Source organism: Stenotrophomonas maltophilia, assembly GCF_001676385.1.
Taxonomy (GTDB): domain Bacteria; phylum Pseudomonadota; class Gammaproteobacteria; order Xanthomonadales; family Xanthomonadaceae; genus Stenotrophomonas; species Stenotrophomonas maltophilia_J.
This window is the reverse complement of record NZ_LYVJ01000005.1, coordinates 269,563-295,640: the sequence shown is the minus strand read 5'-3', so window position 1 is coordinate 295,640 and position 26,078 is coordinate 269,563. Positions and strand designations below refer to the sequence as shown.

The window sequence follows — 26,078 nt, the reverse complement described above, 5'->3', positions numbered from 1 at the left end:
AGTATAGGGCCGCCGCCGGGACCTGGCCCGGCGGCGGCGATGGACCGCTGCGTTGCGCGGTCAGTTGGCCAGCTGGCAGGTCGCTGGTTTGGCCGAGGTGAACAGGGCCGGGGTCGCCCACTCGGGGTGGTCGATGAACGGGTTGCGGTTGCCTTGGAAGCTGTAGATCACGTCATTGCGCGCGCGCTCGGCGTCGTCCGGCGGATCGGACAGGTGCCAGTCGATCAGTGTCGACAGCAGGCCCATGTAGGCTGGCGAGCTGCTGGTCTTGACGATTTTGCTGCGGTCGTCGGTCAGCTCCAGATCCGGTTCGGACTGGCCGGTGGCCGCATCCTTGCCGCCTTCGTAGCGGATCGCCATGTACATCACCGCACGCGCCATGTCGCCCTTGCGATGGCCCCACACCTCGAAGGTGCCGGTGTTGCCGTCCGGCGTGCGCACCCAGTTGGAGGTGCCCGGGTAGCCGCCAGTACCGCCGCCCTGGCCGTTGTTGGCCTCGGTGGCCCGCTCGCCGCAGCTGGCGTCGCACTTGCCGAACGGCTTGTTGCCGCGGTCGGCATTCCACTGCGCATCGGTCAGATACAGCATGTGGGTATCGGTGTACGGCGCGTAGGGCAGGCCCTTGTCACCGGTGGTGCTGGCAAAGCCCAGCGAGTTCGGCCAGGTATGTTCGCGGTTGTAGGTGAGCCCGGAGCCGGTGCCTGCGCGGTCGCTGACCTTGGCGTAGCTGTGGTTGCGATAGGCGTCCAGGATCCGGTTCGGGTTGTTCGGGTCCTCGTCGGCGATCTCCAGGATGGTCCAGGTACTGGTACCGGTGCCGCTGTAGGGGTACGCCGTATGGCCCTTGATGGTGGCGTGCAGCGAACAGCGCAGCTGGCTGGGGCTGGAAGTGTTCACCTTCGAGTAGTAGCCACTCGGCACGCCCGGGTCCGGATTGCCGCCGGCGCTGGCCACGCTGAAAGCGATCCGGCTGTCGGCAGCCGGGTGTGCGCCCTGCAGGTCGGTGATGCGCGCGGCGCGGATGTCGAAGCGGCAGGCTTCACCGGCCACCAGCGCGGTGTTGGTGGACAGCTTCACGGTCCTGCCGCTGGCCGGGTAGCTCAGCGGTACGCTGCCGGAGCTGCCGCAGCTCAGGGCGAAGGCGCCGCTGGCCAGGTTCACCGTCTCGCTGAATACCACTTCCAGGTCGGCGGCCGCCGGGAAGGTGCTGCTGCCCTGCGCGGGGGTGGTGGTGGACACCGACGGTGGCGTGTTCGGGCCCGGGGTGCCGCCGCCGCTGAAGGTCTGGTTGTTGTTGCAGCTGCCGAAGGTCTGCGTGGCGGATTCGGCCCAGGTGAAGTGCGCGTACTGGCTGCCACTGCCGGTCAGCTGCAGCGAAGTGCCCGCGGCCGTGCTGTTGCTCTCGGCCACCGGAATGTTCTGGCTGGTCATGCCGGCGGCGGGGCCGCCGGAGGCGGTGATCGTTCCCTCGTAGCTGAGGAACTGGACCACCCTGCCGCTGGCATCGACCAGGGCGATGCCGTCGTTCGCGCCATTCTGCAGGCCGTTGGTCGGGTAGTTGACCACGGCGAGGGTGGCGCTGCCGCAGCCGGCAGCGCTGCCCGCCGGCACAGGAGTGTTGGCGTACACCACGGCAGCCGACGGAGTGCTGCCGTTGTACAGGTACAGCCGGTACCCGGACAGGTCTTCGCCGGCGGTCGCTACGACTTCGATCGCTTCGCCGACGTCTCCGGCGGCCGTGCTGTCGTCGTAATGCAGTTCATTGATGAAGACCTCGGCCTGGGCCGGTGCAGTGGCCAGGGCCAGCAGGCAGGCCGCGGCAAGCGGGGACAGCAATCGCATCGACTACTCCTTGTGATTGGGATGCCCGGCGAGCCTAAGGCCGATCCCGTGACACTTTGTCGTAAATGAACGCCAGATGTCTGACAGTGCGACGCGGGTCACCGAATCCGGCGGGATTTGCCGCGTTGCGGCAGGGTAGGGCGCCAGAAATTTTTTGTCTTCCGCCCCTTGAAAGGGGATGGGCGGGCTCCATCTCTGCCCTGCTCCCGACGTTGTCGGGTTTCTTCACGTGCGGTTCTGGCACTCGCTTGATGCGAGTGCTAACATCGCCGGACTTTTTTAGACCAATCAATCACTTAAGAGGTCTCCTATGAGCATCAAGCCGCTGCACGACCGCGTTGTGGTCAAGCCGATCGAAGCCGACGAAATCTCCGCCGGTGGCATCGTCATCCCCGACTCGGCCAAGGAAAAGTCCACCAAGGGTGAGGTCGTGGCCGTCGGCCCAGGCAAGCCGCTGGACAACGGCAACGTGCGCGCGCCGTCGCTGAAGGTCGGCGACAAGGTCATCTATGGCCAGTACGCCGGCAGCTCTTACAAGAGCGAAGGCGTCGAGTACAAGGTCCTGCGCGAAGACGACGTGCTCGCCGTCATCGGCTGAGCCTCGGCGCGACCTGTTTCAACCTGATCCCCAAATCCCAGCCGCCGGGCCTCGTCCGGCGCTACCAATGAGGTAAATGCAATGGCTGCCAAGGATATCCGTTTCGGTGAAGACGCCCGTTCGCGCATGGTGCGCGGCGTCAACGTTCTCGCCAATGCCGTCAAGGCCACGCTCGGCCCGAAGGGCCGCAACGTCGTGCTGGAAAAGAGCTTCGGCGCTCCGACCATCACCAAGGACGGCGTCTCCGTCGCCAAGGAAATCGAACTGGCTGACAAGTTCGAGAACATGGGCGCGCAGATGGTGAAGGAAGTTGCTTCGCGCACCAACGACGACGCCGGCGACGGCACCACCACCGCCACCGTGCTGGCCCAGGCCCTGATCCGCGAAGGTGCCAAGGCCGTGGCCGCCGGCATGAACCCGATGGACCTCAAGCGCGGTATCGACAAGGCCGTGTCGGCCGCCGTCGCCGAGCTGAAGAACATCTCCAAGCCGACCGCCGACGACAAGGCGATCGCCCAGGTCGGTACCATCTCGGCCAACTCGGACGAGTCGATCGGCCAGATCATCGCCGATGCGATGAAGGAAGTCGGCAAGGAAGGCGTGATCACCGTTGAAGAAGGCTCGGGCCTGGACAACGAGCTGGACGTGGTCAAGGGCATGCAGTTCGACCGCGGCTACCTGTCCCCGTACTTCATCAACAACCAGCAGTCGCAGACCGCTGACCTGGATGACCCGTTCATCCTGCTGCACGACAAGAAGATCTCCAACGTCCGTGACCTGCTGCCGGTGCTGGAAGGCGTCGCCAAGGCCGGCAAGCCGCTGCTGATCGTGGCCGAGGAAGTCGAAGGCGAAGCGCTGGCGACCCTGGTGGTCAACACCATCCGTGGCATCGTCAAGGTCGTGGCCGTCAAGGCTCCGGGCTTCGGCGACCGCCGCAAGGCGATGCTGGAAGACATGGCCGTGCTGACCGGCGGTACCGTGATCTCCGAAGAAGTCGGCCTGTCGCTGGAGAAGGCCACCATCAAGGACCTGGGCCGCGCCAAGAAGGTGCAGGTTTCCAAGGAGAACACCACCATCATCGACGGCGTCGGCGACAAGGCCAACGTTGAAGCCCGTGTGGCCCAGATCAAGACCCAGATCCAGGACACCTCGTCGGATTACGACCGCGAGAAGCTGCAGGAACGCGTGGCCAAGCTGGCCGGCGGCGTTGCCGTGATCAAGGTCGGCGCGTCGACCGAAATCGAAATGAAGGAAAAGAAGGATCGCGTCGACGACGCCCTGCACGCCACCCGTGCAGCCGTTGAAGAAGGCGTGGTCCCGGGCGGCGGCGTGGCCCTGGTTCGTGCGATCACCGCCCTGGCCGGCCTGAAGGGCGCCAACGAAGACCAGAACCACGGCATCCAGATCGCCCTGCGCGCGATGGAAGCCCCGCTGCGCGAGATCGTCGCCAATGCCGGTGACGAGCCGTCGGTCATCATCAACAAGGTCAAGGAAGGCACCGGCAGCTTCGGCTACAACGCGGCCACCGGCGAGTTCGGCGACATGCTGCAGTTCGGCATCCTGGACCCGACCAAGGTGACCCGTTCGGCCCTGCAGAACGCCGCCTCGATCGCTGGCCTGATGATCACCACCGAAGCCATGGTGGCCGAAGCTCCGAAGAAGGACGAGCCGGCCATGGGCGGCGCCGGTGGCATGGGCGGCATGGGTGGCATGGGCGGCATGGACTTCTAAGTCCTCGCCGTACCAGGAGGTGCCCGCCCTGGGCCGGCACCCTTCACCGCCGTACTGGAAAACCCCGCCGCAAGGCGGGGTTTTTCTTTTGGGGCGATGCGCGGGCTTGGCCGGACCCGGCCCCGCATGCTCCGCACAGCGTGGTTCCAGGGCGAAAATCGATTATGATTAGGCGCCTAATCACATGGTGGCCGGCATGCTGGAAGCAAAACACACCGCTCTGCTCAAGGAAGCTGCGCGCCGCGGCGAGGTAAACCTGGCCCAGCTGCGCCTGTGCTTCCAACTGCTGTCACTGTCTGCCGCCATCGACCACGACTGTGCCGCACGGCTGGCACCGCATGGCCTCAGCGAAGGCCGCTTCATCGTGTTGTTCCTGCTGCACGGGGCCGGTGGCTCGCTGCCGCCGCATGAGCTGGCCGAGCGTGCCGGCGTGACCCGCGCCACCATCAGTGGCCTGCTCGACGGCCTGCAGCGCGAAGGCCTGCTGCAGCGCCACAGCGATGCCGAAGATGGCCGCCGCCTGCGGATCGTGTTGACCGCACGGGGGACACGCCTCGCCGAGGCGCTGTTCGAGCAGCACACGCAGTGGATCGGGGGCCTGTTCAACGGGTTGGAGGCCGACGAACAGCAGCAGCTTTCACGGTTGCTGCACAAGGTCTGGCAGCACACCGATGCCGGGCGGGAATCCGCTGCATGAGCGCGCCCATTGCGGCCGAACGCCTGCGTGCGCTCAGCACCGGCCGCGTCGCCGCCACCCACCTGGCCGAGTGCCTGGCGGTGGATTTCGCCGAACTGCTGCACGTCGTGGCACCTGTGCTCGAACCGGACGCACTGCAACGCATGCGCGACGCCGCAGGCAAGGGCATCACCCAGCGCATGGCATTGGCCGCCCGCCTGCTGCGCGACAGCGGACAGGGCGATCCCGCGCAGTGGCGAGGCCACGCCTCCGATACGGTGCGTGGCTGGGCCTGCTACCTGATCGGCAGTGACGCCGGCACGCCCCTGGCAGGGAAGCTGCAGGTGATACGAACGCTGGCCGATGACCCGCACTTCGGCGTGCGCGAATGGGCTTGGCTGGCACTGCGCGCGGACATCGTTGCTGCACCGCTGCAGGCGCTTGGGTACCTGCAACCGTGGACGCAGGAAGTATCGCCGTACCTGCGCCGTTTCGCCTGCGAGGCGCTGCGTCCCCGGGGCGTCTGGGCTACGCATATCGCGCTGTTCAAGCAGCAGCCCCAACACGCAGTGCCGTTGCTGGACGCGCTGGCCGATGACCCCGAGCGCTATGTGCAGGACTCCGTCGGCAATTGGCTCAACGATGCCGGCAAGACGCAGCCGCAATGGCTGCGTGGGCTGTGCGCACGTTGGCAACGCGAGCAACACAGCGACGCCAACGCCTACATCCGCAAACGCGCCATGCGATCACTGCGGTAATGGCGGCCGCTGGCCGGCAATCTCATGAACCTCAAGGAAGAACCGCAATGCCCCACACCTTCATCGAGCTCTACACCGCCACCCCCGCCTGGACGGCGCTCTCGCCCGGACAACGCACCGCCTTCTTCGCCCGCATCGGCGAGGGCATGCAGCGTTTCGACCCGGAAAGCATCAGGCCGCTGGCCATGGGCCGCATCGCTACCGACGTGCCGCATGGCAGCGGCGAGCAGTTCTATGCGGTCTGGCACTGCGCCAGCCGCGAAGCGGCCGACACACTGGTGGCCGGGATCGCCGCCACCGGCTGGCATGATTACTTCACCACCACCCATGCCATCGGTGAGGTGGACAGCATGGGCCAGCATCTGGCCGACCTGGCCGCGCTGTAGCGGCACGGCGGCCGCCTGCGATCCCCGGCATGGGCGGCAGATGCGCCTGTCACCGATACACGGTAAACAGTGCGTTGCCCATGTCCATCCGCAGGGACGTTGATCATGCAGAGCAAGCTCGAGGTCACGCTGTTCGGTCCGCTTGGCGAGTGCCCGGCATTGCAGTTGCCGGGGCAGGAGAACCCGTCGGTGGCCATCCCGGAATCGACCCTGCGTCGATTGGTCTCCGACCTCTACACCGCGCGCTCGCTGCTCAACCCCGAGCAGCTGGACGAGGCCCGGCAGGAGCTGGATCGGGTGCTGGAGCACTGGGCCGATATCCACGAAGGCCTGCTGCTGGACGTTGAAGTGCATGGCAGCCGATAGGCCGCCGCTGCGCTCGGGCAGCGTCCCAGTTGCGGATGAAACATTTTGCACTGCGCAAAAGCTGTGCTATCAATAGATCCCATGAACGCAGCCGCTACCCGTTTTTACTGGTATTACTTTCCGAAGCCACTGGCGGAGGAAGGACTGCGCTCACCCTGAAGAAAGCTTCAGACGCATTCCCGAAAGCCGCCAGCGAACCTGGCGGCTTTTTTCATGCCGCCACGCTGGGGACCCCCAACGTTCCGGAGATCTCCTGCAATGCCCCCGCACACCGACGACTTGCGCATCCGTACCATCGAACCGCTGACACCGCCTGCCCAGCTGCTGGCGATGCTGCCCTGCGACGATGAAGCCTCCGGCACTGTCAGCGCCTCGCGCGCGGCGCTGCACCAGATCCTGCACGGCCGTGACGACCGCCTGGCGGTGGTGGTGGGCCCGTGCTCGATCCACGACCCAAACGCCGCCATCGAGTACGCACAGCGCCTGAAGCCACTGCGCGACGCGCTGGCAGGCGAGCTGGAAATCGTCATGCGCGTGTACTTCGAGAAGCCGCGCACCACGGTGGGCTGGAAGGGCCTGATCAACGATCCGGACCTGGACGGCAGCTTCAGGATCGACAAGGGCCTGCGCATCGCCCGTGGCCTGCTGCGCGACATCAACAAGCTTGGCCTGCCGGCCGGTGTCGAATTCCTCGACGTGATCTCACCGCAGTACATCGCCGATCTGGTGGCGTGGGGCGCGATCGGTGCGCGTACCACCGAAAGCCAGGTGCACCGTGAGCTGGCCTCGGGACTGTCGTGCCCGGTCGGCTTCAAGAACGGCACCGATGGCAACGTCAAGATCGCCGCCGATGCGGTGGGTGCGGCGTCCAACCCGCATCATTTCCTGTCGGTCACCAAGCAGGGCGGCACCGCCATCGTGTCGACCACCGGCAACCCCGATTGCCATGTGATCCTGCGTGGGGGCAAGCAGCCGAACTACGACGCAGCCAGTGTTGCCGACGCCTGCCAGGCGCTGGCCAAGGCCAGGCTGCCGACCCGCCTGATGATCGATGCCAGCCATGCCAACAGCCTGAAGAACCCCGACAACCAGCCGAAGGTGATCGAGGACATCGCCGCTCAGCTGGAAGAGGGCGAACAGCGCATCGTCGGCGTGATGATCGAGAGCCATCTGGTCGGTGGCCGCCAGGAGCTGGTCGAAGGCCAGCCGCTGGTCTACGGGCAGAGCATCACTGATGGCTGCATCGACTGGGATACCACCGTGACGGTGCTGGAGCGGCTGGCCACGGCCGTGCGCGCCCGTCGCGCGGTGAAGGTGTCCGAAGCAGCGTGATCAAGCCGCCTGGGGGCGGAACCTGTGTGGATGGCGGCCAGCGCCTGCGGGGGTGCGGCCGCGATCAGGGCCGGTCGGAGTTGGAGACCGGCCCGTCCGCACCGGCGATGCGCCTGGCGCTGCGCATGAGCGACAGCGCCAGGTACATCGCCGGGGTGGTGCAGTCGATCCGCGCCCAGCATGGAACCCCAGGCGAACGCGAACCTCAATGCACTTCGTCGTGGTAGACGAACTTCGGCATTTCCCAGCGGAAGTGGATCGCCAGCAGGCGCAGCGCGAAGCCGCCGCCGAGGCAGCACAGGATCGCGGTGGCGTCGGCCACGCCCCAGTGCAGCAGCAGCAGATACGCCGCGCCGGTCAGCAGCGCGATGATCGCGTACAGCTCCTTCTGGAAGATCAGCGGCACCTCGTTGCAGAGGATGTCGCGCAGCACGCCGCCGAAGGCACCGGTCAGCATGCCGGCGATCAGCACGATCGGCATCGCATGGCCGGCCTCACGCGCGATCGAACAGCCGATCAGGGTGAAGGCGATCAGGCCCAGTCCGTCGAGCACCAGGAACGTGCGGCGGAAGTGATGCATCCAGCGCGCCACCCAGGTGGCGATCAGCGCCGCGCATACGGTGAAGCCCAGGTATTCGGGGTGCTTCACCCAGCCCAGCGGGTAGTGGCCGAGCAGGATGTCGCGCAGTGAGCCTCCACCGAGGGCGGTGACGCAGGCGATCATGACCACGCCGAACAGGTCCATGCGGCGGCGGCCGGCGGACAGCGCACCGGTCATGGCTTCGGCGGAAATGGCGATCAGGTAGATGATGGACAACAGCATGGACAGGCTCCGGGCGCGGTGGGGCCGGCCATGCGCCCGTACCGCTATTGCCTGCGCAATGACGGGATGACGATGGCCGGTGCCGCTCCCGCTGTCCTTTTGCCTGAGAGTTCAACGGCATGGGCCGCGTGCCCCTTCGGCGGATCCCGGGCATGCCCGGTGACCTCTCTCCAGCTCGGCGAGTCGAATGCATGGTTGGTGGGATTCCAGCCCACCGGCCTGAGCGATCATGGGAGCCTGCGCCTTCGGCGGGCGCCAGCGCGGCGCCTCTCTCCTGCATTCGGGCGCCAGTATATCCGCTGCAGTGCAGCACGGCATAATCCGGCCATGGCCCCGTCCCTCCGCCCCTGGTTCCTGTACCTGCTCGAATGCCGCGACGGGAGCTACTACGCGGGCATCAGCACCGATGTGGATGCGCGTTTCGCCGCCCACCAGGCCGGCAAGGGCGCGCGCTACACCCGGGCCCGCCCGCCGCTGCGCGTGCTGGCCGTGCGCCAGTACCCGGACCGGGCCGCCGCGTCACGGGCCGAATGGCAGCTCAAGCAGCAGCCGCGCGAACGCAAACTGGCCTGGCTGCAGGCGCGCGATTCCGGCGTGCTGTAGAGCCGAGCCCATGCTCGGCTGCTGCAGCCGGGGTCAGATCCCTTTCCTGCGGAAAGGGATCTGACCCGGGAAAGTCGCCAGGAAACCCTACCGCTTCGCCCGCCGATCATCCTGGTCATCGCCGAAGATGATGCGCGCGCTGCGCTGGTAGCTCCAGTACGCCACTGCCCAGTTCAGCAGCACCACGATGCGATTGCGGAAGCCGATCAGGAAGAACACGTGCGCGGCCAGCCAGAACCACCAGGCCAGCACGCCGGAAAGTTGCAGGCGGCCCAGGTGCACGATGGCGGCCATGCGGCCGATGGTGGCCAGGTTGCCGTAGTCGGCGTACTTGAAAGGCCCGGGCTCGGGCTTGCCATGCAGGCGTGCGCGGACCACCTCGGCCACGTACTTGCCCATCTGCTTTGCGGCAGGGGCCACACCGGGAACCGGTTTGCCGTTGGCCTGGTTCAGTGCGGCGAGATCGCCGGCCACGAACAGCTCCGGGTGGCCGGGCAGGGTCAGGTCAGGCTGCACCTGCACGCGGCCGGCGCGGTCCAGAGGAACGTCCAGCGTGCGTGCCAACGGCGAGGCTGCCACCCCCGCGGCCCACACCACGGTGCGTGCTGGCACGAACTGATCGCCCAGCATGAAACCCTGGCTGTCGATGTTGCTCACCGGAGTGCCAGTGAGCACGTCCACGCCCAGTTTTTCCAGCTGCCGGCGTGCTTTCAGCGAAAGCACCTCCGGGAACGAGGACAGCACGCGCGGGCCGGCCTCGATCAGCCGCACCTTGGCGCTGGCCGGATCAATGTGGCGGAATTCGTTGCGCAGCGTGTGCCGCGCGATCTCGGCCAGGGTACCGGCCAGTTCAACACCGGTCGGCCCGCCGCCGACGATGGCGAAACTCAGCCACGCCGCCTTCTTCGCCGGGTCCGGTTCGGCCTCGGCGCGCTCGAATGCCAGCAGCAGCTTGCGGCGCAGCGCGATGGCGTCGTCCAGGGTCTTCAGGCCGGGGGCATCACCGGCCCACTGGTCGTTGCCGAAGTAGGCATGGGTGGCACCGGTGGCCAGCAGCAGGCTGTCGTAGTCCAGCGTGCTGCCATCGGCCAGGCGGATCTGCCGGGCTTGCCTGTCGATGGCGACCACTTCGCCCAGCCGCACTTCCACGTTGCGCTGGTGGCCGAGGATGTGGCGCAGCGGTGCGGCGATATCCGGCGCGGACAGGCCGGCGGTGGCCACCTGGTACAGCAGCGGCTGGAACAGGTGATGGTTGCGGCGGTCGACCAGGGTGATGCGCATGCGTTCGCGGGCCAGGGCACGGGTGGCCCAGAGTCCGGCAAAACCGCCGCCGACAACGACCAGGTGGGGAACGCGCTCGCGACTCATCGACTCACTCCAGGGGGGCATGGGGGTCGCCCGTCATCTTCGCATGGCGGCCGCCTGTCACGTCAGCGCCCGCATGGATCGGCGATACTTGGGTTCAGGCAACGGCCCGTGAGGAGCCCATGAGCGAACCGGAAAAGCGCATCGCCCTGTTGATCGACGCTGACAATGCGCCGGCTTCCAAGATCGACGAGGTCCTGGCCGAAGTCGCCCGCTACGGCGTCGCCAATGTGCGCCGCGCCTATGGCAACTGGAAGAGCCCGCGGCTGAAGAGCTGGGAAGCGGTGTTGCATGAGTACGCGATCCGCCCGATCCAGCAGTTCGCCTACAGCAAGGGCAAGAATGCCTCGGACATGGCGATGGTGATCGATGCGATGGACCTGCTGTACGCGCGCAACCTCGATGGCTTCGCCATCGTGTCCAGCGATGCGGACTTCACCCCGATGGTGATGCGCCTGCTGACCGATGGCGTGAAGGTCTATGGCTTCGGCGAGAAGAAGACGCCCGATCCCTTCGTCAACGCCTGCTCGAAATTCACGTACCTGGAAGCACTGGGCCAGGCCCACGCCAGCGCCCCTGAAATGGAACAGGCATCGAGCGAGCCGAGCGAGCAGGCATCGCCCGATGAAGCGCGCCCACGCAAGAGCGGTGCCGAACTGCGCAGCGACACGCGGCTGGTCAAGATGCTGCGCCGCGCGGTGACTTCGGCCGAAGGTGACGATGGCTGGTCACACCTGGGCCCGGTCGGCAGCCAGATCGGCAACCAAGCCTCATTCGACTCGCGCAACTATGGGTATGGGAAGCTCAGCGACCTGCTGGCAGCGACCGGCCTGTTCGAACTGAAGAAAGACGGCAAGTCGTCCTACGTGCGCGCGCTGCCGAAGAAGGCCCGGTAGTGCCGGCCGCTGGCCGGCAACGTCCAGATGCCAGATCCCGCTTCCGGCACGCGCACACCCCGCCCGATCAGGCGTATCGTTGCCGCTTGCATTGCCAGCAAGGAAAATCCGCATGTTGAAGATCTGGGGGCGGCGCAATTCCAGCAACGTCCGCAAGGTGCTGTGGTGTGCCGAGGAGATCGGCCTGCCGTACGAATCCATTGAAGTCGGCGGCAGCCATGGGGGCACGCAGACGCCGGAGTACCAGGCGATGAATCCCAATGGCCTGGTCCCGGTGATCGAAGACCATGGCCTGCCGCTGTGGGAATCGAACACCATTGTTCGCTACCTGAGCGCGCGCTATGCGCTGGGCACGCTGTATGCCGAAGACCCGATGCAACGCGCCCAGGCCGAGAAATGGATGGACTGGAGCACCTCTCGGATGGCACCGCTGTACAGCGAGCTGATCTGGGGCATCATGCGCACCGCGCCCGCAGACCGTGACGAGGCGCGCATCAGCGCCGCCATCGTCCGTGCCGGTGACTACCTGGCGATGGCCGACGCCACCCTGGCGACGCAGCCCTGGCTGTCGGGCGAGAAATTCGCGATGGGTGATATCCCGCTGGGATCGCTGGTGTACGCCTGGTACGAGCTGCCGATCCAGCGCCCGGAACTGCCGCACCTGGCCGAATGGTACGCGCGCCTGCGCGAGCGGCCGGCCTACCAGCGCGGCGTGATGTCGCCCCTGACGTAAGCGCGGCGTTCGGGCCACGGGGTCAGATCCCACCCAGCGGGTGGGCTCTGACCCCTCAATACAGATCCGTCGGATCCACATCCAGCGACCAGCGCACCTTGCGTGCTTCCGGCAGCGCATACAGCTGCGGCACCCGTTGGGCCAGCACGCCATGCAGCGGTGGCCGCTGCATCGCCGACAGCAACAACTGGGTGCGCTGGTAACCGGCACGGCGTGGCATCGGCGCCGGCATCGGCCCGTAGGCTTCCACTGCTTCCTGTTCGCCCAACAACTGCCGCGCCGCCAGCAGGAAGGCATTGGCATGCTCGACCTGCTGGGCCTCGGCGCGCAGCAGTGCCAGGTGCGCGAAGGGCGGGAAACCAGCGGCCTGGCGCTGGTTCAGTTCGGCCTGTGCGAACGGGTGGTAGCCGCCGCTGACCAGGGTTTCCAGCAGCGGGTGCCCCGGGTGGTGCGTCTGCAGCCAGACCTCGCCCGGGTCGCGTGCGCGTCCAGCGCGTCCGGCGACCTGGATCAGCTGTTGTGCCAGTTTCTCGCTGGCGCGGAAGTCAGCCGAGAACAGGCCTTCGTCGATGCCGACCACGACGACCAGAGTGAGCCTGGGCAGGTCGTGGCCCTTGGCCAGGATCTGCGTGCCGACCAGGATGCCGGGCCGGTCGCCCAGCTTCGCCAGCTGCTGTTCCAGCGCGTCGCGCCGCGTGGTGGTCCCGCGGTCGATGCGCACCACCGGAAAATCGGTAAAGGCCGCGGCGAGATGCTCTTCCAGGCGTTCGGTGCCGATGCCCTGCGGTTGCAGCGCCAGGCTGCCGCAGGCCGGGCACGCCAACGGCGCCGGCTGCCGTGCGCCGCAGTGATGGCACTGCAGGCGACGACCGCCACCATGCACGGTCATCGGCGCGTCGCAACGCTGGCATGGCGCGGTCCAGCCGCAATCGTGGCACAGCAGCACCGGCGCATAGCCGCGACGGTTCTTGAACACCAGGACCTGTTGGCCACGTTGCAGGTGCTCGCCGATACCGGCCAGCACATCGGCCGAGAGGCCGTCGTGCAACGGCCGCTTGCGCACGTCGAGGATACGCACGCGTGGCGGCCGTGCATCGCCGGCGCGCTGCTTCAGGCGCAGGTGCATGTAGCGCCCGGCGTAGGCGTTGTGCAGGGATTCCAGCGAGGGCGTAGCGCTGCCCAGCAGCACCGGAACACCCAGCGCCTTGGCCCGCACCAGCGCGAAATCGCGGGCGTGGTAGCGGATGCCGTCCTGCTGCTTGTAGCTGCCGTCGTGTTCCTCGTCGACGATCAGCAGGCCGGCCTGGGGCAGCGGCGTGAACACCGCCGATCGGGTGCCGACGATGACCTGCGCTTCGCCGCGGGAGGCTGCCGCCCAGACGCGGGCGCGTTCGTTGTCGTTCAACCCCGAATGCAGTGCATGCACCGTGACGCCGAGGCGGCCGCGGAAGCGTGCCAGGGTCTGCGGCGTCAGGCCGATTTCCGGCACCAGCACCAGCGCCTGCCTGCCTTGGGCCAGGCAATGGATGATCGCCTGCAGGTAGACCTCGGTCTTGCCACTGCCGGTTACGCCGTCCAGCAGGAATGGCTGGAAACCTTCGGCGGCGTGGATCGCGGCCACCGCCTCGGCCTGCTCCGGGTTGAGGGTGGGGCCGGGCAGCGGCTGCGCATGCTGTGGCGATACGCTCAGCGCCACGCGCTCGGCCAGCCCGCGCTTGGCCAGGCTGCGCGCGGCGCCGCGCCAGTCGTCCATGCGCGCGCCCAGCACGTCCTCATCCACGATGGCATCGGCCAGCAGTTCAGCCAATTGCCGCGGGCGACTGCCAGCGCGCAGCCTGGCGCGCTGGGCGCGACCCTCGGTGGTCAACTGCCAGCCCCAGTGATGGGTATCGGGCAGGGCCTCGCCGTGGCGCAACGGCCCGGGCAGGGCGGTATTGAGCACCTCGCCCAACGGTGCATGGGTGTAGCGTGCCAGCCACTGCAGGCTCTGCCACAGTTCACCCCGCAGCAGCGGCTGTGGGTCGCACCAGGCCAGCGCCTGCCGCAGGGCCTGGCCATCCTCAGCGTGGCCACGCCCAACCACCACACCGACCAGCTCGCGGTTGCCGAAAGGCACCTTCAGTCGGCAGCCCGCCGCCGTCGCTGGACCCTCGCCGTCCGGTGGCAGGTAGTCGAACAAGCGCGGCAGGGGCACGGGCAGGGCGACCTGCAGGGTCGGAAGCGGTGAAAGCATCGGGTCAGTGTAACGGCCGCGATGCCCGTCGGAGGCGGGGCCGAAGGTCACCGGGCACCCTCCGCTGAATCATAAATGTCACCTAAATGTCGGTGCCCATTGGAGATTCAGTCTTATCCACACGTTCTGTGGATAACATTGTGCGTTACCGGTCGACGGGCACGCGGGAGGCCGATGGCGACGGCCTCACGCTTGAGTTGGTCAAAAAATCGCCACACACAAAAACCAATGAAAATCAATAGGTTGAGTGTGAAACAATGCTGAAACAGAGTGAATTCAGCCGGACGTCGCAGTTTTCCCCGCGACCTTCGTGGTGCTGTGCACAACCTGCAGCACGAAGCACGTGCCAGCGCAAGTCCTGCCAGCCAGCGATGGCCTGCCGCTATCATGCCGGCAGACTTTTGGAGTGACCGATGACGGCTGTGCCCGCCCCTGTTTCCTCGACCGCGGCCGGCGCGCTTTCAGCGTTCCTGCGTGGCGTCGAACGCCGTGCCCTGGTGGTGGCTGAACTGCAGTGCGGGGATGCGGCCCGCGCCGAGCAGAGCCTGGTCGCAGCGATGCGTGCCTTCGCTGCGGTGGCCAGTGATCTGCCGATGGCGCAGTGGCCGGCCCGCTTCTGGACGCTGCTGGGGCAGCGGCAGGCGCTGCGTGAGCCGGCCGGCGGCCAGTGGCCGCCAACGCTGGCCATGCTGGGTGGAATGGCGGCGCTGCCACGCTTGGCCCTGCTGTTGCGGGTGGGCGGCAGCCTGGATGAACGCATTGCCATGCGCGTGCTCGACCAGGACGAGGTGGGCTACCAGCACTTGCTGGCCGAGGCCTGCCCACGCGACGCGCAGGGCCAGCCTGATGCCTCGGCCTGGCGCCAGTTGGCGGAACAGGTGCAGCTGCGCATCCGCGAGCTGCCGGCCCAGCGCCTGCAGCAGCTGCAACAGCCAGCTGCACCGGCCGCCAACAATGACCCTTCTGCCTCGGGCTGGCGTGCGCCGGTGCGTGACGAGCGCGCCGCTGCTCGCGCCAGGCGGCGCCCCGCCAATGCCAAGCCGCGCTGGCGCGGTCCGCTGATCCTGCTGGTCACCGTGGCAGTGCTGCTGGCGGCTGCGCTGGGCTGGCGTCACTGGCAAGGACGCGCATCGGGCAGCGGCGCATCGCTGCCGGAAGGCGTGGTCAGCGAGGCAGGCCCGGTCACCGTGGAAGCACTGCCGCCGAGCCAGGTGAATGCGCCGCTGGACACCACCGGGGCCCTGGCCGCGGACGACGCGGCGATGCTGGCCGACCGGGACTATCCGTTGGTTGCCGAAGCCGACATGTACGCATGGACGGCAGCCGGTGGGCCCCTGCCGGTGGATGAATCGCAATCCCGGCCGAGCCGGCCCGAACCGGCCAGTACCACGCTGGAAACGACTGCTGCCGATGAATAGGACCCTGCCTGCTTGCCTGCTGCTGGCCTTGCCGCTGCCGCTGTCTGCTGCGCCGCAGGCCTTGGGCACACCGCTGCCGTCCTCCGTGGCTCCCGTGGCCGCGCCGGCGCCGGCTGCCGCGCCCTCGGCCTTCGCCCAGCTCGACGCGCAGCAGCAGCGCCAGCGTCGTGCCGACTACGCAGCCTGGCGTGCACTGCCGGAGGGCGAGCGTGAACGCATCCGCCAGGCGGCAGCACGTTTCAACGCTCTGCCTGCCGACCAGCAGCAGCAACTGCGCGAGCAGTTCCACGCGCAGGATCAGGCGTTCCGCGAAGGCTGGCGGCTGGGCCCGCAGCTGGGCCTGGAATTTCCCAAGCTGCATGGCCTGTTCGGGTTCGTGCCGCCGGCACAGCGCGAAACCGCGCTGGCCGTGCTGCGCCAGCTCAGCCCGGCGCAGCTGGCCCAGCTCGCTCTGGTTTCACAGCGCACGCCGCCGCAGGAGCGTGACGCGGTACGCAGCGCCTTCCTCGCAGTGCCCGCCACAGAACGCGACACCTGGCTCAAGCGCCAGGCCGGACAGTAAAAAAGGGGACGGAGGGGATTAAGTCGTATTCGGCATGGCTGGGCCTGAAACGACTTAATCCCCTCCGTCCCCTTTTTGCTTGGGGCTGGCGGAACCCAGCATTCACGCCGTGTCATGGGAATACGTGCGCGGCGCGCGTAAGATGACCGGCCGCAACCCGGTGCCTGTGCCCTTCGCGCGCAACCGCAGTTCGCGTCAAGCACCTCATGTCTACCGCAACCTCCACGCCGCGCTTCAGCAAGGAAGTCGGCGCTACCGGTCTGCTTGCCCTGCCGCTTGTGCTCGGGCATGTGTCCACCGGCCTGATCTCCTTCGTCGACAACGTGATTGCCGGACACCACGCGACCGCGACCCTGGCCGCAGTGACCATCGGCACCGCATTGCTATGGCTGCCGATGCTGATCCCGATCGGCACCCTGATCTCGCTGACCGCCTCGGTATCGCAGCTGCATGGCGCCGGCCGCGAGCGCGAAATCGGCCCGCTGTTCCGCCAGGCGTTGTGGTTGGCGCTGGGCCTGGGCCTGATCATGTTCACCTTCCTCACCGTGGTGCCGCCGTTGTTGCCGTCGTTCGGCATTGCCCCGGACATCGTGCCGGGCGCGACCGCATTCCTGCACGCAGTGCGATGGGGCGGCCCGGCGCTGACCTTGTACTTCTGCATGCGCTACCTGAGCGAAGGCATGCATTGGACGCTGCCGACCATGCTGCTCGGCTTCGGTGGCCTGCTGGTGCTGGCGCCGCTGGGCTACGTGCTGGCCAACGGCAAGCTCGGCTTCCCGGAGCTGGGCGCGGAGGGCCTGGGCATCGCCTCGGCCACGATGATGTGGTTGCAGGCGATCGCCTTCGCTACCTACCTGTGGTTCACCAAGCGCTTCGCCCGCCTGCAGCTGTTCTCGCATTTCGAAGGTCCACGCTGGAAGGCGATCTGGGACCTGCTGCGCACCGGCCTGCCGATCGGCATCACCGTGTTGATGGAAGGCGGGCTGTTCATCGTCACCGCGCTGCTGATCGGCCGCCTGGGTGCCAATGAAGCGGCCGCGCACCAGATCGCGATCAACGTCGCGCAGCTGTGCTTCATGATCCCGATGGGCGTGGCCGAGGCCACCACCGTGCGCGTCGGCCACGCGGTCGGCCGTGGCGACGGCTTCGGCGTGCGCCGTGCGGCCTGGGCCGGTTACGCCATCATCATGGGCACGCAGACGCTGTCGGCGGCGGTGCTGCTGTTCGGCCATGACGCCATCGTCGGTGTCTATACCAATGACCTGGCCGTGGCCGGCCTGGCTTCGACCCTACTGCTGTACGCGGCCACGTTCCAGTTCCCCGACGGGATCCAGGTGCTGTCGGCGGGCGCGTTGCGCGGCCTCAAGGACACCCGCGTACCGATGTTCATCGCCATGTTCGCGTACTGGGGCCTGGGCATGCCGCTTGGCGCCGGGCTCGGCCTCGGCCTGGGCATGGGCCCGCAGGGCATGTGGATCGGCCTGATCGTCGGCCTGACCGCCGCCGCCATCCTGATGGGCTGGCGCCTGCGGTGCAGCAGCCAGCGCATCGGCCAGTCCGCATTGCCCTGATCCGGGTCGCGCGCTGCCGCCAACCGTGGCGGGCGATCCCCTGACTTGTGTCCGATGCCGCATCACGCGGCACCGGCTATGCTGGTACCACGGCAAGAAGCCATCCGGAGCGTTCCATGAATCAACCCGTGCCCCCGCTGCCCCCGGCACGTCGCAACCCTGTCGCCAGCTTCTTCATCGGGCTGTGGGACGTCATGAACTTCACACGCCGGTTGATCCTCAACCTGGCGTTCTTTGGCCTGTTGTTCCTGCTGCTGGTGATGTTCGTCGTCGCCGCCGGCATGGGCGCCGGCGCCAGCAAGCCGCTGCAGGACCGCACCACGCTGGTGATCGCGCCGGAAGGCCGCCTGGTGGAGCAGTTCAGCGCCGATCCGGTCAGCCGCGCGCTGGCCAAGGCGGTGGGCGACAACAGCGCGGAGGAAATCCAGCTGCGTGATCTGCTGCGGGTGATCGAAGCGGCCAAGGGCGACAAGAAGATCGAGCGCGTGGTCCTGGAGCTCGACAAACTGCAGCCCTCGGGCTTCGCTTCGCTGCGTGAAGTGGCCGCCGCGCTGCAGGAGCTGCGGGCTTCCGGCAAGCAGCTGGTGGCCTACAGCGAGAGCATGGGCCAGTCGCAGTACCTGCTGGCCGCGCAGGCCGACGAGGTCTACCTGGATCCGATGGGGTCGGTGGTGCTCGAGGGCCTGGGCCGCTATCGCCAGTATTTCCGCACCGGCCTGCAGGACAAGCTCGGTGTCGACGTGCACCTGTTCAAGGTCGGCGAATACAAGTCCGCGGCCGAGCCGTATGTGCTCGACGCGGCGTCACCGGCCTCCAAGGAGGCCGACCTGTTCTGGATGAATGATGTGTGGCAGCGCTACCTCGCCGATATCGCCAAGGCACGCCGCCTGGATCCTGCACAGTTGGCCGCCGGCATCGATACGCTGCCGGAAGGCATCGCCGCTGCCGGTGGCGATCTGGCCAAGTTTGCCCTGCAGCAGAAGCTGGTGACCGCGCTGAAGACCCGCGAGGAGTTCGAAGATCTGCTGGCCGAACGCGGCGTGGCCGACGAGGATGCCGAAGGTGGCTTCCGCAACGTCGATTTCGGTCGCTACCTGGCGCTGCTCGATGCACGCCGCAAGCCGGTGGACCCGCGTCCGCAGGTCGCGGTGGTGGTTGCCGCCGGCGAGATCAGTGGCGGCGACCTGCCGGCCGGCCGCATTGGTGGCGAGTCGACCTCGGCGCTGCTGCGTGCCGCGCGCGACGATGATGATGTGAAGGCGGTGGTGCTGCGCGTCGACTCGCCGGGCGGCGAAGTCTTCGCCTCCGAGCAGATCCGTCGCGAAGTGGTGGCGCTGCAGGCTGCCGGCAAGCCGGTGGTGGTGTCGATGGGTGACCTGGCGGCATCCGGCGGCTACTGGATCAGCATGAACGCCGACCGCATCTACGCCGACCCGTCGACCATCACCGGCTCGATCGGCATCTTCGGCATGGTGCCGAACTTCAGCCGTGCGCTGGACAAGATCGGCGTACACACCGATGGTGTCGGTACCACGCGTTTTGCCGGTGCCTTCGATGTCACCCGTCCGATGGATCCGGCCGTGGGCCAGGTCATCCAGTCGGTGATCAACAAGGGCTACGCCGACTTCACCGGACGCGTCGCCGATGCCCGCAAGAAGCCGGTCGAGGCCGTCGACGAAGTGGCTCGTGGCCGCGTGTGGAGTGGCGCGCAGGCCAGGGAACGCGGGCTGGTTGACGCCTTCGGGGGCCTCAAGGATGCCGTGGCCGACGCGGCCAGCCGCGCCAAGCTCGGCAAGACCGACGCTTACCGCGTGCGCTACATCGAGAAGGCGGCCACGCCATTCGCGCAGTTCGTCAGCGGTTTCGCTGGCAGCCGTGCCGGCGCCTGGATGCTGTCCGACTCGGGCATGGCGCGGATGATGCTGGCGCGCACGATGCCGGAAGTGGATACGCAGCTGCGCTTCGTCGAGAACGCCGCCCGCGAAAAGGGCAATGGCGCACCGGTGAAGGCGCTGGCGTACTGCTTCTGCGGCTTCTGACCGGTAACGGTACCGAGTGAAAACGCCCGGCCTCGGCCGGGCGTTTTCGTTCATGGGGTCGGGTCCCATTGCAGCGCAAAGGGCGCTGGCCCCACGGATCATTGCGTCGCGTCAGCCTCGGCCCTGCGCTCGCTCGCAGCGGCGTCATCGACGGTTTTCTGCACGCGCTTGGCGCGGTCCAGCGGCTGCTGGATCGCGCGGGCCATGGCCTGCGGTTCCGGCGGCTTCTCCGGGTTCGGCGTCGGCGGTCGCTGGCAGGCAGGCAGCAGCAGGGGGGCCAGCAGGGCCGTGGACAGGAGCAGGATGCGCATGGCGGCTCTCCGCGGTGGGCGTAGGTGCAGTGTCGCACCTGCGGCAGGGTGCTGCCGTGAGCGCGTATCCTTTCCGCATCGAAACACAGCGGGCGCGGCCCCGGAGGACACATGACCCAGCAACGGTGGCGCCTGGACGGCCAGACGGCCCTGATCACCGGTGCCAGCGCCGGCATCGGCCTGGCCATCGCGCATGAGCTGGCCGGCTTCGGCGCCGATCTGATGATCGTCGGCCGTGATATCGACATGCTGGAGACGGCGCGCGACGAACTGCTGGACGTGTACCCGCAGCACCAGGTGCATGCGCTGGCCGCCGACGTCTCCGATGACGAGGACCGTCGGCAGATCCTGGACTGGGTCGAGGACCACAGCGATGGCCTGCACATCCTGGTCAACAATGCGGGTGGCAACATCACCCGGGCGGCCACGGAGTATTCCGAAGACGAATGGCGCAACATCTTCGAGACCAACCTGTTCTCGGCGTTCGAGCTGTCGCGCTACGCCCATCCGCTGCTGGCGCGCCATGCCTCCTCGTCCATCGTCAACGTCGGCAGCGTCTCCGGCCTGACCCATGTACGCAGCGGCGTGGTCTATGGCATGACCAAGGCGGCCATGCACCAGATGACCCGCAATCTGGCCGTGGAGTGGGCCGAGGACGGCATCCGCGTCAACGCGGTGGCGCCGTGGTACATCCGGACGCGACGTACCTCGGGCCCGCTGTCGGATCCGGATTACTACGAGGAAGTGATCGGCCGTACGCCGATGCGCCGCATCGGTGAGCCGGAGGAAGTGGCCGCAGCCGTGGGCTTCCTGTGCCTGCCGGCGGCCAGCTATGTTACCGGCGAGTGCATCGCCGTGGATGGAGGCTTCCTGCGTTACGGGTTCTGATCGCTCTTACTGTAGAGCCGAGCCCATGCTCGGCTGTCGGTATACGGGCCGCGTTGTGAGCCGAGCATGGGCTCGGCTCTACAACAGAGCGACCCCATGAGCAGGTGCGGCCATGCCGCCGCGGTCGAGTGGATCCACGCCATGCAGGGACGCTGTCACCCGGGCACCGGGCAGTTGCTGGCCTCCAGCACGCCCCGCAGTCGTTCGCGCTCGGCGCGCGCGGCGTCGCGGTTTTCCGGCGCAGCGAAGCGTTCATGACCACGGGCATCGCGGAAGCGCTGCTGCCAGCTGCCGCAGCGCTGCGCTTCGGGCAGTTCCTCGCAGCGGTCACGCACCACTTCGCAGCTGGCCGCATTCACTGGCGTGACGCCACCCAGGCCCTGCACCGTCATCAGCTCGCAGCGGCCGGGCGCGGGTTCATATTCGTGCAGGTAGTGGCCGCCCTGGCTGTCGGTGCACTGGAAGATCGGTGGCAGCGGTGGCTTGGGCGGCCCCTCGCTGGCGACGGTGTCGAGCTCGCGGCGCAGCGTCGCACTGTCGAGGATCTGGTCGCCGCCTTCGCGCTCGACCATGCCGGCCTGCATGATGGTGCGTCCTTCATCCGCCCGCCGGGGAAGGGCAGGGGGCAGCGGGGCCGCGACAGACGCGGCCGGCACCGGCAGCGGTGCCTCCGCAGGGACAGGCGCGGATTCCGGCGCAATCGTGGCCGGTTGCCGATTGGCTGCCTCGGGTACGCGCAGCACCTGCTGCGTGCTGCCGGACGGGCAAGGGGTGCGCTGCAGGGTGGGAACATCACTACTGCTGGATGTGCAGCGATAGATCACGCCTTCTTCGGCCAGTGCAGGGCCGGGCAGCAACGCCAGGGCCAGCCAGATCACTTTGTTCATCCGCACAGCGTACAGGCTGTGCGCTCAGTGTTGGCAATCGCGCGACAGGCGCGCATCGATGCCGCGCTGCTCGTTACTGATGGCGGTGCGTTCGCTCTGCAGCGCGCTGTTGTAGCGGCGATCCAGCTCCCAGCGGCGGTCACGCAGGCGCGCACAGACCTCCTGGGGTGGCAGGGCATGGCAACTGTCACGGACCAGCACGCTGCCGGCCGGGACCTGCACGCCCACGCCCACCGGGGGCGGGCGATAGCCCTCGCCTCCGCCGGCAGGTGAACCCACCGGGGTGCCGATGGCCGGGCGTGGGCCGGGACGCATCGGGCCGTGGTGCCCTGGGGGCAACCAGACGCTGGTCCACAGGGGTACCCAGCGCGGATTGCCGTCGTTGTTATCACTGGTGTAGCGCCGGCCGTCGTCGCTCACGCATTCGTACATCGGCTGCGGCGGCTGGATGTAGACATGACGGACTTCACGCTCGGTGATCACTGGCGGTTCGCTGGGCGGTGCTGGTGCGGCGTCGCTGCGTACCACGCGTGGGGTGGGGTCGCGCGGGCGCTGCAGGTCGCGGATCTCCTGGCGGCCGCTGTTGCAGGGCCTGTCCTGCAGGGCGACAGCACCATTGCTGGCAACACAGCGGTACACCCGCACATCCTCGGCCGCCGGTGCGGTCCATGGCGGCAGCAGGCACAACAGGCCCAGGGCGGTGCGCAGCAGGTTCATGGCGGCAGCGTGCGGGATTGCCGGCGGCAGTGCAATCGCGGCTCAGGAGCGCAGTACATTGCCGCTGAGCGCATCGCGGATCGGGGTCGGCTGGGCCAGGCCGCCGGTCTCGCCATCGAGGATGCCATCGAGCAGGCGCAGCAGCCGCGGATCGAGCTCGGCACGGGTGCGTGCCGGTGGTTCACCGGCCAGGTTGGCGCTGGTGGAGATCAGCGGTCCTCCCCAGGCGCGGCACAGCGCGGCCACCAGCGGGTGGGCGCTGATGCGCACGGCGATCCCGCTGTGCTCGCCGGTGACCCAGGGGCGGGCGCGCGGGCCGGCCGGCAGGATCCAGGTGTTGGCGCCCGGCCAGGTGGCCAGTACCGCGCGCTGGCGGGCATCGGGCAGCGCCTGCAGGCGCACCCAGCCCTCCAGCTGCGACAACTCGGCGGCGACCAGGATCATGCCCTTCTCGATCGGACGCTGTTTCAGCCGCAGCACCATGTGCACCGCCGCTTCATGTGCGGGGTCACAGCCCAGGCCCCAGACTGCTTCGGTCGGATAGGCGATCACGCCACCGGCGCGGAGCGTGGCGACAGCAGAGTCCAGGGTGAGTTCTTTCATGGCGGCGACGGGCCCGACGTGGGCCTCCATTATCTCCCTGCCGCGTGCAGAAGGGGTGGAGCGGTACCGCCCGGTAGTGCCGGCCGCCGGCCGGCAGTGGGTGCGGACCGTTGGTCCGCACGCCTTGCCGCCTCATCCACGCACGGCGTCGATCTACTTCTTTGCAGCGGCCTTCTTGGCCGGGGCCTTCTTCGCGGCAGCCTTCTTGACCGCTTTCTTGGCAGGCGCCTTCTTGGCCGCCGCCTTCTTCGGCGCGGCTTCCTTCTTCACCGCAGCCTTCTTGGCCGGTGCCTTCTTCGCGGCCGCCTTCTTGGCGCCGAAGCCCTTGCGCACCGGCTTGCCGGTTTCTTCCATCAACTGCTGCACTTCGGCCAGGGTCAGCGATGCCGGTTCGCGATCCTTGGGAATCTTGCCGTTCATCCGTCCGTCGCTGATATACGGGCCGAAGCGGCCGTTCAGCACCTGGATGTCGCTGCCTTCAAATTCCTTGATGATCCGGTTGCGCGCGATCTCTTCCTTCTCTTCGATCAGGAACACCGCGCGGGCCAGGTCGATGGTGTACGGGTCGTCTTCCTTCTTCAGCGAGGCATAGGTGCTGCCGCGCTTGGCGAACGGACCGAAGCGGCCGATACCGACGCTGACCGGCTCGCCGTTGTCCTCACCCAGTGCACGCGGCATCAGGAACAGTTCCAGCGCGTCTTCCAGGGTGATGGTATGCATCGACTGGCCCGGGCGCAGCGAGGCGAACCTGGGCTTCTCCTCGGCGTCCTCGGCGGTGCTGCCGATGGCCGCGTACGGCCCGAAGCGGCCCAGCCGCACGCTGACCGGCTTGCCACTCTTGGGGTCGGTGCCGAGCTCGCGCGCACCGGTGGCTTCGGACCGGTCGACGGATTCCTTCTTGTCCTCGACCAGTTCCTTGAACGGTTCCCAGAAGCGGGACATCAGCGGAATCCACTCTTCCTCGCCACGCGAGACGGCATCGAGCTCGTCTTCCAGCCTGGCGGTGAAGTCGTAGTCCACGTACTGGGTGAAGTGGCTGGACAGGAACTTGGAGACCGCACGGCCGACATCGGACGGGCGGAAGCTGCGGCCTTCCATTTCCACGTACTTGCGGAACAGCAGCGTCTGGATGATCGAAGCATAGGTCGACGGGCGGCCGATGCCGTACTCTTCCAGCGCCTTTACCAGCGCCGCTTCGGTATAGCGCGGCGGCGGCTGGGTGAAATGCTGTTCGGCCAGGATGCGGTCCAGCGGCACGCGGTCGCCGGGCTTCATCGCCGGCAGCTTGCGGCCCTCGTCCTCGTCCTCGGCGCTCTTGTTGTCCTTGCCTTCCTCGTAGACGGCCAGGAAGCCGGGCACGACCACGGTGGTGCCGCTGGCGCGGAATACGTGCTCGCTGCCTGCGGACAGGTCGACACTGACCGTGTTGAGCGTGGCCGGGATCATCTGGCAGGCCACCGCGCGCTTCCAGATCAGTTCGTACAGCCGGCGCTCGTCGTCGGTCAGGAAGCGGGCGACCTGGGCCGGGGTGCGCAGGGCCGAGGTCGGGCGCACCGCTTCGTGTGCTTCCTGGGCGTTCTTCGACTTGGTCTGGTAAGCATTGGGCTGGTCGGGCAGCGAAGCGATCCCGTAGTCACGGGCAATCACGTCGCGGATTTCGGCCAGCGCGTCCTGCGACAGGTTCACCGAATCGGTACGCATGTACGTGATCAGGCCGACGGTGCCCTCGTCGCCGATGGCCACGCCTTCGTACAGCTTCTGTGCCACCTGCATGGTCTTGCGGGTGGTGAAGCCGAGCTTGCGCGAGGCTTCCTGCTGCAGGGTGGAGGTAGTGAACGGCGGTGCCGGGCGGCGCTTGCGCTCCTTGCTGGCCACGTCGGTGACATGCAGCGCGCCCTGGGCGGCCTGCTGGATGCGCAGCCGTGCGGCTTCGGCGGTGTCGCCATCGGTGATGGTGAACTGCTCGAACTTCTGCCCGTCCAGCTTCACCAGCTTGGCATTGAAATGCTGCGACGGATGTGCGCACTCGGCGGCGATCGACCAGTACTCGCGGGCGACGAAGGCTTCGATTTCCTCCTCGCGCTCGACGATCATGCGCAGCGCCGGGCTCTGCACGCGGCCCGCGGACAGGCCGCGCTGGACCTTGCGCCACAGCACCGGCGACAGGTTGAAACCGACCAGGTAGTCCAGCGCGCGGCGCGCCTGCTGGGCATCGACCAGGTCGCTGGCGATCGCGCGGGGCTGGCTGATCGCCTCCTTGATCGCGCGCGGGGTGATCTCGGTGAACACCACGCGCTGCATGGGCTTGTCCTTGACCAGCCCACGCTCCTTCAGGATCTCGGCAATGTGCCAGCTGATCGCCTCGCCTTCGCGGTCCGGGTCGGTTGCCAGCAGGATGTCGTCGGCGCCCTTGGCGGCCTTGGCGATCGCATCGACGTGCTTTTCGTTCTTCTCGATGACGTCGTAGTGCATGGCGAACCCGTTGTCCGGGTCGACCGCACCTTCCTTCGGGATCAGGTCGCGCACATGCCCATACGAGGCCAGGACGGTGTAGTCCTTGCCGAGGTATTTGTTGATCGTCTTGGCCTTGGCCGGCGATTCGACGATGAGCAGGTGCTTGGGCATGGCAGCAGGGTCTGTGGGGCGAACCGCGGGGAAGGGGTCGCTAGGGTGGAGCAAACGGCCGCATTAGTGAAGCGGCCACGGGCAAATCCATAAACTGAACGCCCGGTAGTGTGCC

Annotated in this window: 23 protein-coding genes, 1 pseudogene and 2 riboswitches; of the genes and pseudogenes, 15 read left to right on the top strand and 9 right to left on the bottom strand. The window is 67.5% G+C overall.

Features of this window, described 5'->3' with window-relative positions:
• Positions 1-60 precede the first annotated feature (60 nt).
• Entirely contained in the window at positions 61-1,842 is a 1,782-nt protein-coding gene (locus tag A9K58_RS08680) for an endonuclease (protein ID WP_065198987.1), read from the bottom strand.
• Positions 1,843-2,152: 310 nt separating this feature from the next.
• Between A9K58_RS08680 and A9K58_RS08675 the strand changes: the two genes are divergently transcribed.
• The 7 genes from A9K58_RS08675 to A9K58_RS08645 all read left to right on the top strand — a co-directional run bounded on the left by A9K58_RS08675 (position 2,153) and on the right by A9K58_RS08645 (position 7,689).
• Positions 2,153-2,440 (top strand): co-chaperone GroES, encoded by a 288-nt coding sequence (locus tag A9K58_RS08675; RefSeq protein ID WP_005411227.1) that lies wholly within the window; start codon positions 2,153-2,155, stop codon positions 2,438-2,440.
• An 81-nt stretch (positions 2,441-2,521) separates the two neighbouring features.
• Positions 2,522-4,171, top strand: coding sequence for a chaperonin GroEL (gene groL, locus A9K58_RS08670; protein WP_065198986.1), 1,650 nt, complete (start codon positions 2,522-2,524; stop codon positions 4,169-4,171).
• A 196-nt stretch (positions 4,172-4,367) separates the two neighbouring features.
• Positions 4,368-4,868: a MarR family winged helix-turn-helix transcriptional regulator gene (locus A9K58_RS08665; RefSeq protein WP_065199027.1), complete on the top strand. Its 501-nt coding sequence runs from the start codon at positions 4,368-4,370 to the stop codon at positions 4,866-4,868.
• The gene (locus A9K58_RS08660; protein ID WP_065198985.1) at positions 4,865-5,605 is read left to right on the top strand and encodes a DNA alkylation repair protein; all 741 of its coding nucleotides are present in this window, start codon (positions 4,865-4,867) and stop codon (positions 5,603-5,605) included. Before A9K58_RS08665 ends, A9K58_RS08660 begins: the two co-directional genes overlap by 4 nt.
• A gap of 47 nt (positions 5,606-5,652) precedes the next feature.
• Complete coding sequence (locus tag A9K58_RS08655) at positions 5,653-5,991, top strand: DUF6616 family protein (RefSeq protein WP_065198984.1); 339 nt, start codon at positions 5,653-5,655, stop codon at positions 5,989-5,991.
• A gap of 105 nt (positions 5,992-6,096) precedes the next feature.
• The gene (locus tag A9K58_RS08650) at positions 6,097-6,357 is read left to right on the top strand and encodes a hypothetical protein (protein ID WP_065198983.1); all 261 of its coding nucleotides are present in this window, start codon (positions 6,097-6,099) and stop codon (positions 6,355-6,357) included.
• Positions 6,358-6,615: 258 nt separating this feature from the next.
• Positions 6,616-7,689, top strand: coding sequence for a 3-deoxy-7-phosphoheptulonate synthase (locus A9K58_RS08645; protein ID WP_065198982.1), 1,074 nt, complete (start codon positions 6,616-6,618; stop codon positions 7,687-7,689).
• A gap of 205 nt (positions 7,690-7,894) precedes the next feature.
• Here the strand turns inward: A9K58_RS08645 and A9K58_RS08640 are convergent, their stop codons facing one another.
• A complete protein-coding gene (locus A9K58_RS08640; RefSeq protein ID WP_065198981.1) occupies positions 7,895-8,512 on the bottom strand; it encodes a trimeric intracellular cation channel family protein in 618 nt (205 codons plus the stop codon).
• 81 nt (positions 8,513-8,593) lie between these two features.
• A riboswitch (glycine riboswitch) is annotated at positions 8,594-8,696 on the bottom strand.
• A 13-nt stretch (positions 8,697-8,709) separates the two neighbouring features.
• A riboswitch (glycine riboswitch) is annotated at positions 8,710-8,799 on the bottom strand.
• 40 nt (positions 8,800-8,839) lie between these two features.
• On the opposite strand from A9K58_RS08640, the gene A9K58_RS08635 reads away from it, so the two are divergent.
• Positions 8,840-9,115, top strand: a complete 276-nt coding sequence (locus A9K58_RS08635; protein WP_065198980.1) for a GIY-YIG nuclease family protein — start codon at positions 8,840-8,842, stop codon at positions 9,113-9,115.
• 87 nt (positions 9,116-9,202) lie between these two features.
• Here A9K58_RS08635 and A9K58_RS08630 read toward each other — a convergent pair whose 3' ends face one another.
• Positions 9,203-10,483 carry an NAD(P)/FAD-dependent oxidoreductase gene (locus A9K58_RS08630; protein ID WP_065198979.1) on the bottom strand — a complete coding sequence of 427 codons (1,281 nt, stop codon included), beginning with the start codon at positions 10,481-10,483 and terminating at the stop codon, positions 9,203-9,205.
• Between the two features lie 119 nt (positions 10,484-10,602).
• Here A9K58_RS08630 and A9K58_RS08625 point away from each other — a divergent pair.
• A pseudogene (locus A9K58_RS08625) lies at positions 10,603-11,373 on the top strand (NYN domain-containing protein); the annotation flags it as partial.
• Positions 11,374-11,488: 115 nt separating this feature from the next.
• Positions 11,489-12,109, top strand: coding sequence for a glutathione S-transferase family protein (locus A9K58_RS08620; protein WP_065198977.1), 621 nt, complete (start codon positions 11,489-11,491; stop codon positions 12,107-12,109).
• 55 nt (positions 12,110-12,164) lie between these two features.
• Here the strand turns inward: A9K58_RS08620 and A9K58_RS08615 are convergent, their stop codons facing one another.
• Positions 12,165-14,342, bottom strand: a complete 2,178-nt coding sequence (locus tag A9K58_RS08615; RefSeq protein ID WP_065199026.1) for a primosomal protein N' — start codon at positions 14,340-14,342, stop codon at positions 12,165-12,167.
• A gap of 413 nt (positions 14,343-14,755) precedes the next feature.
• Here A9K58_RS08615 and A9K58_RS08610 point away from each other — a divergent pair, with 413 nt between their 5' ends.
• From A9K58_RS08610 to sppA, 4 genes are all read left to right on the top strand, one after another.
• Complete coding sequence (locus A9K58_RS08610; RefSeq protein ID WP_065198976.1) at positions 14,756-15,760, top strand: hypothetical protein; 1,005 nt, start codon at positions 14,756-14,758, stop codon at positions 15,758-15,760.
• Positions 15,753-16,322 carry a DUF3106 domain-containing protein gene (locus A9K58_RS08605; RefSeq protein ID WP_065198975.1) on the top strand — a complete coding sequence of 190 codons (570 nt, stop codon included), beginning with the start codon at positions 15,753-15,755 and terminating at the stop codon, positions 16,320-16,322. Before A9K58_RS08610 ends, A9K58_RS08605 begins: the two co-directional genes overlap by 8 nt.
• Positions 16,323-16,528: 206 nt before the next feature.
• Positions 16,529-17,893, top strand: coding sequence for an MATE family efflux transporter (locus A9K58_RS08600; RefSeq protein ID WP_065198974.1), 1,365 nt, complete (start codon positions 16,529-16,531; stop codon positions 17,891-17,893).
• 116 nt (positions 17,894-18,009) lie between these two features.
• The gene (gene sppA / locus A9K58_RS08595; RefSeq protein WP_065198973.1) at positions 18,010-19,932 is read left to right on the top strand and encodes a signal peptide peptidase SppA; all 1,923 of its coding nucleotides are present in this window, start codon (positions 18,010-18,012) and stop codon (positions 19,930-19,932) included.
• A 98-nt stretch (positions 19,933-20,030) separates the two neighbouring features.
• Here the strand turns inward: sppA and A9K58_RS08590 are convergent, their stop codons facing one another.
• On the bottom strand, positions 20,031-20,243 hold the full coding sequence (locus A9K58_RS08590) for a hypothetical protein (RefSeq protein ID WP_065198972.1): 213 nt from the start codon (positions 20,241-20,243) through the stop codon (positions 20,031-20,033).
• A 111-nt stretch (positions 20,244-20,354) separates the two neighbouring features.
• On the opposite strand from A9K58_RS08590, the gene A9K58_RS08585 reads away from it, so the two are divergent.
• Complete coding sequence (locus tag A9K58_RS08585) at positions 20,355-21,131, top strand: SDR family oxidoreductase (RefSeq protein WP_065198971.1); 777 nt, start codon at positions 20,355-20,357, stop codon at positions 21,129-21,131.
• Positions 21,132-21,286: 155 nt separating this feature from the next.
• Here A9K58_RS08585 and A9K58_RS08580 read toward each other — a convergent pair whose 3' ends face one another.
• The 4 genes from A9K58_RS08580 to A9K58_RS08565 form a co-directional block, all read right to left on the bottom strand.
• Positions 21,287-22,018: a hypothetical protein gene (locus tag A9K58_RS08580; RefSeq protein WP_065198970.1), complete on the bottom strand. Its 732-nt coding sequence runs from the start codon at positions 22,016-22,018 to the stop codon at positions 21,287-21,289.
• Positions 22,019-22,042: 24 nt separating this feature from the next.
• Positions 22,043-22,735, bottom strand: coding sequence for a hypothetical protein (locus A9K58_RS08575; protein WP_065198969.1), 693 nt, complete (start codon positions 22,733-22,735; stop codon positions 22,043-22,045).
• 42 nt (positions 22,736-22,777) lie between these two features.
• Positions 22,778-23,368 carry an L-threonylcarbamoyladenylate synthase type 1 TsaC gene (gene tsaC, locus A9K58_RS08570; RefSeq protein WP_081284009.1) on the bottom strand — a complete coding sequence of 197 codons (591 nt, stop codon included), beginning with the start codon at positions 23,366-23,368 and terminating at the stop codon, positions 22,778-22,780.
• A 123-nt stretch (positions 23,369-23,491) separates the two neighbouring features.
• Positions 23,492-25,963 (bottom strand): DNA topoisomerase I, encoded by a 2,472-nt coding sequence (locus A9K58_RS08565; RefSeq protein WP_065198967.1) that lies wholly within the window; start codon positions 25,961-25,963, stop codon positions 23,492-23,494.
• Between the last annotated feature and the right edge of the window lie 115 nt (positions 25,964-26,078).